The 6899-nt window shown below is 65.9% G+C and carries 6 protein-coding genes; 4 read left to right on the top strand and 2 right to left on the bottom strand.

All coding sequences use genetic code 11. The features are described 5' to 3' along the window. Both iolC and VK533_RS16205 read right to left on the bottom strand, forming a co-directional pair. Positions 1–1189 (bottom strand): 5-dehydro-2-deoxygluconokinase (gene iolC / locus VK533_RS16210; protein ID WP_324379605.1); only part of this gene is annotated, 1189 nt, incomplete at its 3' end. A 105-nt stretch (positions 1190–1294) separates the two neighbouring features. Then, entirely contained in the window at positions 1295–2149 is an 855-nt protein-coding gene (locus tag VK533_RS16205; RefSeq protein ID WP_324379603.1) for a MurR/RpiR family transcriptional regulator, read from the bottom strand. 145 nt (positions 2150–2294) lie between these two features. On the opposite strand from VK533_RS16205, the gene iolG reads away from it, so the two are divergent. The 4 genes from iolG to VK533_RS16185 form a co-directional block, all read left to right on the top strand. Beyond that, on the top strand, positions 2295–3281 hold the full coding sequence (iolG, locus tag VK533_RS16200) for an inositol 2-dehydrogenase (RefSeq protein ID WP_324379600.1): 987 nt from the start codon (positions 2295–2297) through the stop codon (positions 3279–3281). A gap of 211 nt (positions 3282–3492) precedes the next feature. Then, the gene (locus tag VK533_RS16195) at positions 3493–4446 is read left to right on the top strand and encodes a substrate-binding domain-containing protein (protein ID WP_324379598.1); all 954 of its coding nucleotides are present in this window, start codon (positions 3493–3495) and stop codon (positions 4444–4446) included. Next, a complete protein-coding gene (locus VK533_RS16190) occupies positions 4443–5987 on the top strand; it encodes a sugar ABC transporter ATP-binding protein (RefSeq protein WP_324379596.1) in 1545 nt (514 codons plus the stop codon). The genes VK533_RS16195 and VK533_RS16190 overlap by 4 nt, the downstream gene beginning before the upstream one ends. 23 nt (positions 5988–6010) lie before the next feature. After that, on the top strand, positions 6011–6899 hold an 889-nt coding region (locus VK533_RS16185; protein ID WP_324379594.1), incomplete at its 3' end, for an ABC transporter permease.

Genomic DNA, 6899 nt, shown 5'->3' with positions numbered 1-6899 from the left:
CCAGGCCCTTGAAGGCGGAGACGCGCGCCGTGTCTTCGATGCCGAGCTCGCCGACCATGTCCTCGAACTGGCTGCGATGATCGATCGCGAGCACGGTCAATTCGTCATAGCGGCCGATCCGGGTCGAGGACCAATGGACCTGCTCGAGGGCGGCGCTTTCACGCAGGCGCGCGGGCCATTCGCCTTGGAGGAAGATCTGCAATTCTTCCCACGACGGCATGGCCGGCGCGCAGCCGTGGCGCGATACCACGATCGCACCGCAGGCATTGGCCAGTTCGCAGCATTGCGCGATCGGCATGTCCTTGAGCCAGCCGCGCAGGAAGCCCGCCATGAAGGCGTCGCCCGCGCCCAGCACATTGAACACCTCGATCGGGAAGCCGCGTCCGATGATGCCGTCGTCCAGGCCGGCCGGGATCGCACCGTCGAACGCGACGCAGCCGAGCGCACCGCGCTTGCAGACCAGCAGCGCGTCCGTCTGCGTGCGGATGGTACGCAAAGCCTCCAGCGTATCGGTCGAACCGCCGAGGATATGGATTTCCTCCTCGGTGCCGACGATCAGATTGCACAAAGGCAGAATGCGCCCGAGCGCGGTAGTCACCGCATCGCTCGATACGAAACGGTCCTCGCCTTTGTCCTTGGGGGCCAAGCCCCACAGGACCGGCCGGTAATCGATGTCGAAGATCACCCGCCCGCCGGCCTGGCGCATCAGCCCCGCCGCCTTCCAGCTCGCGGCGAACACACCCGGCCGCGACAAATGCGTGCCGTTGATCAGCAAGGCGTCCGCCGAGCGCACGAAATCGGGGGCCACGTCGTCGGCCACCAGCGCCATGTCGGCGCAATTTTCGCGATAGAAGATGAGCGGGAACGTGTCGGGATCGCGCAGGCCGAGCAGGACCAGTGCGGTTAGGTGGGTGGGATCGATCGTCACGCCATCGGTCGCGACGCCCTCACGGGCCAGTTCCTCGAGAATGAAACGGCCCATATGGTCCGCCCCGACCCGCGTCAGCAGACCCGTCTTCAGGCCAAGCCGTGCGGCGCCGATCGCGGTGTTGGTTGGGCTGCCGCCGATATAGCGCGCGAAAGAGGTTACATCCTCAAGCCGGCCGCCGACCTGCTCGCCGTAAAGGTCGATCGCCGCGCGTCCCAGCGTGATGAGGTCCAGCCGCGATACGGCCCCTGTTTGGTGCATGTTGGCTGCCATCTCCCCAGGGCAATGTCGGCATGTTTTGTAAAATCTATTCCAATCCGTTTTGAAATGCCACAGATATTTCAATTCCGTTTTGACCGCTATCGATCAGGTCGGCTGGGGGACGTCCTGGCCGGTGGTCGCGATGGCGACGGCGATCGTCAGCGTTTGCGCCAGGCACATCGAACCGGCGAGTGGGCGGAAGCCGCGCACCTCGGGCTCGCGGACTTGCAGCACGACGTCGGCATGCTTGGCGATCGGGCTGACCAGCGAATCGCTGATCGCGATGATGCGCGCACCGCGCCGCGAGGCGACATGCACCGCCGCGACCGTCTCCTCGGCATAGGGCTGGAAGCTGATCGCGATCACGAGGTCGCGTTCGGTGAGCGTACGCATCTGCCGCAGCGTCAGGCCGCCGGCGCCGTCGACCAGCACCGCGCGCTTGCCCGTCTGCAGCAGCGAGTAAGCGATATAGGAGCTGACCGGGAAGGAGCGGCGAACGCCGACGGCGTGCACCGTCTCGGCTTCACAGATCAGCCGCACCGCCTTGTCCAGCGCTTCGTGCGAGACACTGTGGGCAAGCCCGTTGAGGGCGAGCGTACTGCCTTCCACGAACTCGGCGAGCAGGGGCCCCAGCCCCGCCTGGATCGGCTTGTCGGTCGCGGCCTTGAGCTGGCGCACCCGCTCGGCATAGCCAGGGGCGGCCTGCCCTTCGACCAGTTCGTTGCGGAACAGGCGCTGCATCTGTGTGGCGCCGTCGAAGCCGAACACCTTGGCGAAGCGCACGATCGCGGATGGCTGGACGTCGCAGCGCGACGCGATCACCGCCAGCGTTTCCAGCGCCAGATCATTGGGATGATCAAGCACGTAGCGGCCGATCTGCTGCAGCCTGCGGCTCAGACTGTCATAGCGTAGCAAGAGTTCGCTGCGCAGTGCGTCGGCGGATTCCGGTGCTTGGCTCATATCGTTCTTTCTGCCTTTTACCCACCAAACGGAATAAATGTTCAAGGTTTGGAACGCAACTATCCCTCCCTGAATTCCCGCGATAATGGAACGAATTATCCGGCGGGCATATGATTCGGAAAATGCATTATGGGGAGGATTTCTGATGGTTCATGACGTCGCCTTGATCGGCGCGGGCCGGATCGGTCGGATCCACGCGGCCAATCTCGCGGCGAATCCCCGCCTGCGATTGGCGCGCGTAGTCGATCCCCAAGGGCAGGCCGCGGCGGAGATCGTGGCCGCGCACGGTGGTGATGTTTCGTCGTTCGACGCGGCATTGGCCGATCCCGCGATTGCGGGCGTGGTCATCGCCAGCGCCACCGATACCCATCTCGAATATACGCTCCGCGCGGCCGAGGCCGGCAAGGCGGTGTTCTGCGAAAAGCCGTTCGATCAGGATCTGGCGCGCGCGCGCACCGCCGCCGACACGCTGACAGCCTCCGGCGCCAGCGTTTTCCTCGCCTTCAACCGGCGATTCGACCCCAATTTCGCAGCATTGCGCGACCGGTTGCAGGCTGGTGCGGTCGGTCGGCTGGAGACGCTGCACATCATCAGCCACGATCCCGCGCCGCCGCCGATCGACTACATCAAGGTCTCGGGCGGCATCTTCAAGGACATGGTGATCCACGATTTCGACATGGCGCGCTGGCTGCTCGACGAGCCGGTGACCGAGGTCTTCTCGTCCACCGCCTGCCTGGTCGATCCCGCGATCGGCGCGGCCGGCGACGCCGACACCGCCAAGACGATCCTGCGCACTGCCTCGGGCCGCCTCTGCATGATCTCGTCCAGCCGCCGATCCGGTTACGGCTATGATCAGAGGATCGAGGCTTATGGCGCGAAGGGCATGATCCGCGCCGGCAACGTGACCGAAACCACGCTCGAGCAATGGGGCGAGGACGGCGCCGCCGCCGATCGTTTCCAGAACTTCTTCCTCGACCGCTACCGCGACGCCTACGCGGGCGAAGCGGCGCATTTCGCCGACATGATCGAAGGCGCACCGCCCTTGATCGGCGTGGAAGATGGCGTCCAGGCGCTGGCGCTGGCCGAAGCGGCGGCACGCTCCGCCCGGTCGGGGCGGTTCGAGACGGTCTAGCAAAGCCGTTCGGCGCCTTTACGCCGCTATCCGATTGACTTTATGCCGGCCCCGTCGAGGCTCAGCCGACCCGCTTCCTGAGGCGAGGGCCACTTTCCTAAAATTGGAATAATTATACAACTTGAATGAAAAATAGAACAAATGGTACAGAGGCTGGCCGGTCATAGGCTGGCACAAAGAACGAGCCGCCACAGCGGTCATGTGAGGGGATATGATGACGCTTCGGGTCGTATCGTTGCTGTCCTTGGGCGCGCTGGCGATCGGCACGCTCTCTTCCTGCGCCAAGCATAATAAGGACGACGTCCAGATCGTCGCCAGCTTCCACAACATGGCCGAGCCCTTCTTCGTGGCGATGCGCCGCAACCTGGAGGACGAGGCGCGCAAACTGCATGTCGATGCGACGGTGGTGGACGGTCAGTCCAATTCCGCCAAGCAGACCGCCGACGTTGCCGCCGCGATGGCGGACAATGTCGATGGCATCATTCTCGCCCCGACCGACGTCAACGCGCTCACGCCGGCGGTGAAGGATGTGGTCAAGGCCGACATCCCGATCGTCACGGTGGATCGCCGCGTCGAGGGCATGACCCCGCCGGTGCCGCATGTCGGTGCGGACAATATCGCGGGCGGTGCGGTCATGGCCAAATGGGTGATCGACAGCTTCCCCAAGGGCGCGCGCATCGTGCTGATCACCGGCCAGCCGGGGTCGAGTTCGGCGATCGACCGGACGCACGGCATCGAGCAGGCCTTCGCCGCCTCTGGCCCGCGCTACAGGATCGTCACCTCGCAGACCGCCAACTGGCAACGCGACCAGGGGCTGACCGTGGCGCAGAATATCCTGACCTCGCTCGGCGCGGCCAAGCCCGACGTCATCCTGGCGGAGGATGACGATATGGCGCTGGGTGCGGTCGAGGCATTGCGCGCGGGCAATGTCACCGGCGTGAGCGTGCTGGGCTTCAACGCGACGCCCGATGCGCTGCGCGCGGTCAAGGCCGGTACGATGGCCGCCACGGTCGAGCAGTCGCCCAGCCGCCAGATCCGCACCGCGCTCGACCAGCTCGTCGCGCATATCCGCACCAAGGCACCGATGGCAGGCGCCAGCATCACGCCCGTGCTGATCACGCGCGCCAATCTCAGCCAGGCCGAACGGATCGGCGAAGCGCAATGACCGAAGTCGCGCCGCCGCTGCTGGAGGTGCGCGACATGCACAAGAGCTTCCCGGGCGTGCGCGCGCTGGAAGGCGTGCGCCTTTCGGTCCGACGCGGCGAAGTCCACGCTTTGCTCGGCGAGAATGGCGCGGGCAAATCCACCCTGCTCAAAATTCTTGCCGGCGCGCAGCCGACGGATGCGGGCGAAATCTGGTTCGATGGGCAGGCGCTCGCCGCCGCCGACCGGCCGCTCGACCGGCAGCGCGCGGGCCTGATCACCATCTATCAGGAATTCAACCTGCTGCCCGACATGTCGGTCGCGGAGAATATGTATCTCGGCCGCGAGCCGCTGCGCCGGGGCCTGATCGACTGGCCCCGCATGTTCGCCGATGCGGACGCGATCCTGGCCGATCTCGGAATGACGATCGATCCGCGTTGCGAGGTGCGCCTCCTCAGCGTCGCGCAGCAGCAGATGGTCGAGATCGCACGAGCGATGACCCAGAATGCAAAGCTGATCGTGATGGACGAGCCGACCGCCGCGCTCAGCGCGCGCGAAGTCGATACGCTCCATCGCCTGATCGCCGGCCTCAAGGCGCGCGGCATCAGTATCATCTACGTCACGCACCGGCTGGAAGAAGTGAAGGCCTGCTGCGACCGTTTCACCGTGCTGCGCGACGGCCGTTTCGTCGCCGACGGCAACGTCGCCGACGTCGAAATCGGCGACATCATCCGGCTGATGGTCGGGCGCAATGTCGAATTCCTGCGGCTTCCGCGCCGCCCGGCCGGCGACATCGTGCTGCGCGTGCGCGACGTGGTCCGCCGCCGTCATCCGACCGATATCCATGCGGTGACGCTCAACAACCTGTCGCTCGATCTCCACGCGGGCGAGATATTGGGGCTGGCCGGCCTGGTCGGCGCGGGCCGCACCGAATTTGCGCGCATCCTGTTCGGCGCGGACAAGGCCGATGGTGGAATCCTCTATCTCGACGGCTGGACCGGCCGCTTCCGTTCGCCCGGTCAGGCGATCGGCGCGGGGCTGGCGCTGGTGCCGGAGGACCGCAAGCAGCAGGGCTGTTTCCTCGACCAGTCGATCCGCCATAATATGAGCCTGCCGAGCCTGTCCCGGATCGCGAAATGGGGGCTGTTCGTCGACGAACGCGCCGAGCACGCATTGGTCGATCATTATGCGCGCGCCCTTCGGATCAAGATGCCCAATGCCGAGGTCGCGATCGGCACCTTGTCGGGGGGCAACCAGCAAAAAGTGCTGCTCGCGCGCTGCATGGCGTTGCGTCCGCGCGTGCTGATCGTCGACGAGCCCACGCGCGGCATCGATGTCGGCGCCAAGGGCGAGGTCCACCAATTGCTCGCCGATCTGGCGGGCGAAGGGGTCGCGGTGGTCGTGATCTCGTCCGAACTGCCCGAAGTGATGGCGGTCAGCGACCGGATCGCGGTGTTCCGCGAGGGCAGCCTGACCGGCATCGTCGAAGCGGTCGAGGCCGACGAGGCACAATTGATGCACCTGATGGCGGTCGAGACCGCCCCGCTGGCCGCGACCGCATGACGGAACCCCAAGTAGATGGTTCGATGACCGACAATGCCGCGATAGTGCGGGAGCCTGCGTCGCGCCGGCGCGACATGATCGGCTGGCTGCGCACCTATGGCACGGCCTTGTTCCTGGTGGTCCTGATCGTCTTTTTCACCGCGCAAAACGATCGCTTCCTGTCGCCGCGGAATCTCACCAACATTCTGACCGAAGTGTCGATCTACGGCATCATCTCGGTCGGCATGACCTTCGTCATCCTGACCGGCGGGGTCGATCTCGCGGTCGGATCCCTGCTCGCCTTCGCGGGCATGGCGGGCGGGCTCGCCGCGCATGCGATGGGGCTCGACAGCACGTTCGACTGGCTGGCGGCGCTGGTGGCGGCGCTCGCCGTCGGCGGCATAGTCGGCTGGCTGCAGGGACGCGCGGTCACCTTCTTCGGCATTCCCGCCTTCATCGTCACGCTCGGCGGGATGACGATGTGGCGCGGCGCGACCCTGATCCTCAACGACGGCGCACCCGTCTCCGGCTATAGCGACGCCTATCGCTGGTGGGGCACGGGCGCGGTGCTCGGCCTGCCCGTGCCGGTGCTGATCTTCGCGCTGGTCGCGGCGATCGGCTATGTCGTGCAGCGCTACAGCCGCTATGGGCGCCAGATCTACGCCGTCGGCGGCAATATCGAAGCCGCGCGGCTCAATGGGCTCGACGTCAAACGTCTCGTCACCAGCGTCTATGTCGCGATCGGGTTGCTATCGGGCCTGGCGGGCTTCCTGCTCTCGGCGCGGCTGGGGTCGGCCGAAGCGGTCGCCGGCACCGGCTACGAGCTGCGCGTCATCGCCTCGGTCGTGATCGGCGGCGCGAGCCTTTCGGGCGGACGCGGCGGCATCGGCGGCACGGTCATCGGTGCGCTGTTGATCGGCGTGATGGGCAACG

It is taken from the genome of Sphingomonas sp. (assembly GCF_035317925.1).
Taxonomy (GTDB): Bacteria; Pseudomonadota; Alphaproteobacteria; order Sphingomonadales; family Sphingomonadaceae; genus Sphingomonas_I.
This window is presented reverse-complemented; position numbering and strand designations above follow the sequence as displayed.

What these genes read in the sequence shown, in the direction of transcription:
- VK533_RS16205 (WP_324379603.1), bottom strand. Translation starts at nt 2,149, where the DNA reads ATGAGCCAAGCACCGGAATCCGCCGACGCACTGCGCAGCGAACTCTTG.
- VK533_RS16195 (WP_324379598.1), top strand. Translation starts at nt 3,493, where the DNA reads ATGATGACGCTTCGGGTCGTATCGTTGCTGTCCTTGGGCGCGCTGGCG.
- VK533_RS16190 (WP_324379596.1), top strand. Translation starts at nt 4,443, where the DNA reads ATGACCGAAGTCGCGCCGCCGCTGCTGGAGGTGCGCGACATGCACAAG.
- iolG (WP_324379600.1), top strand. Translation starts at nt 2,295, where the DNA reads ATGGTTCATGACGTCGCCTTGATCGGCGCGGGCCGGATCGGTCGGATC.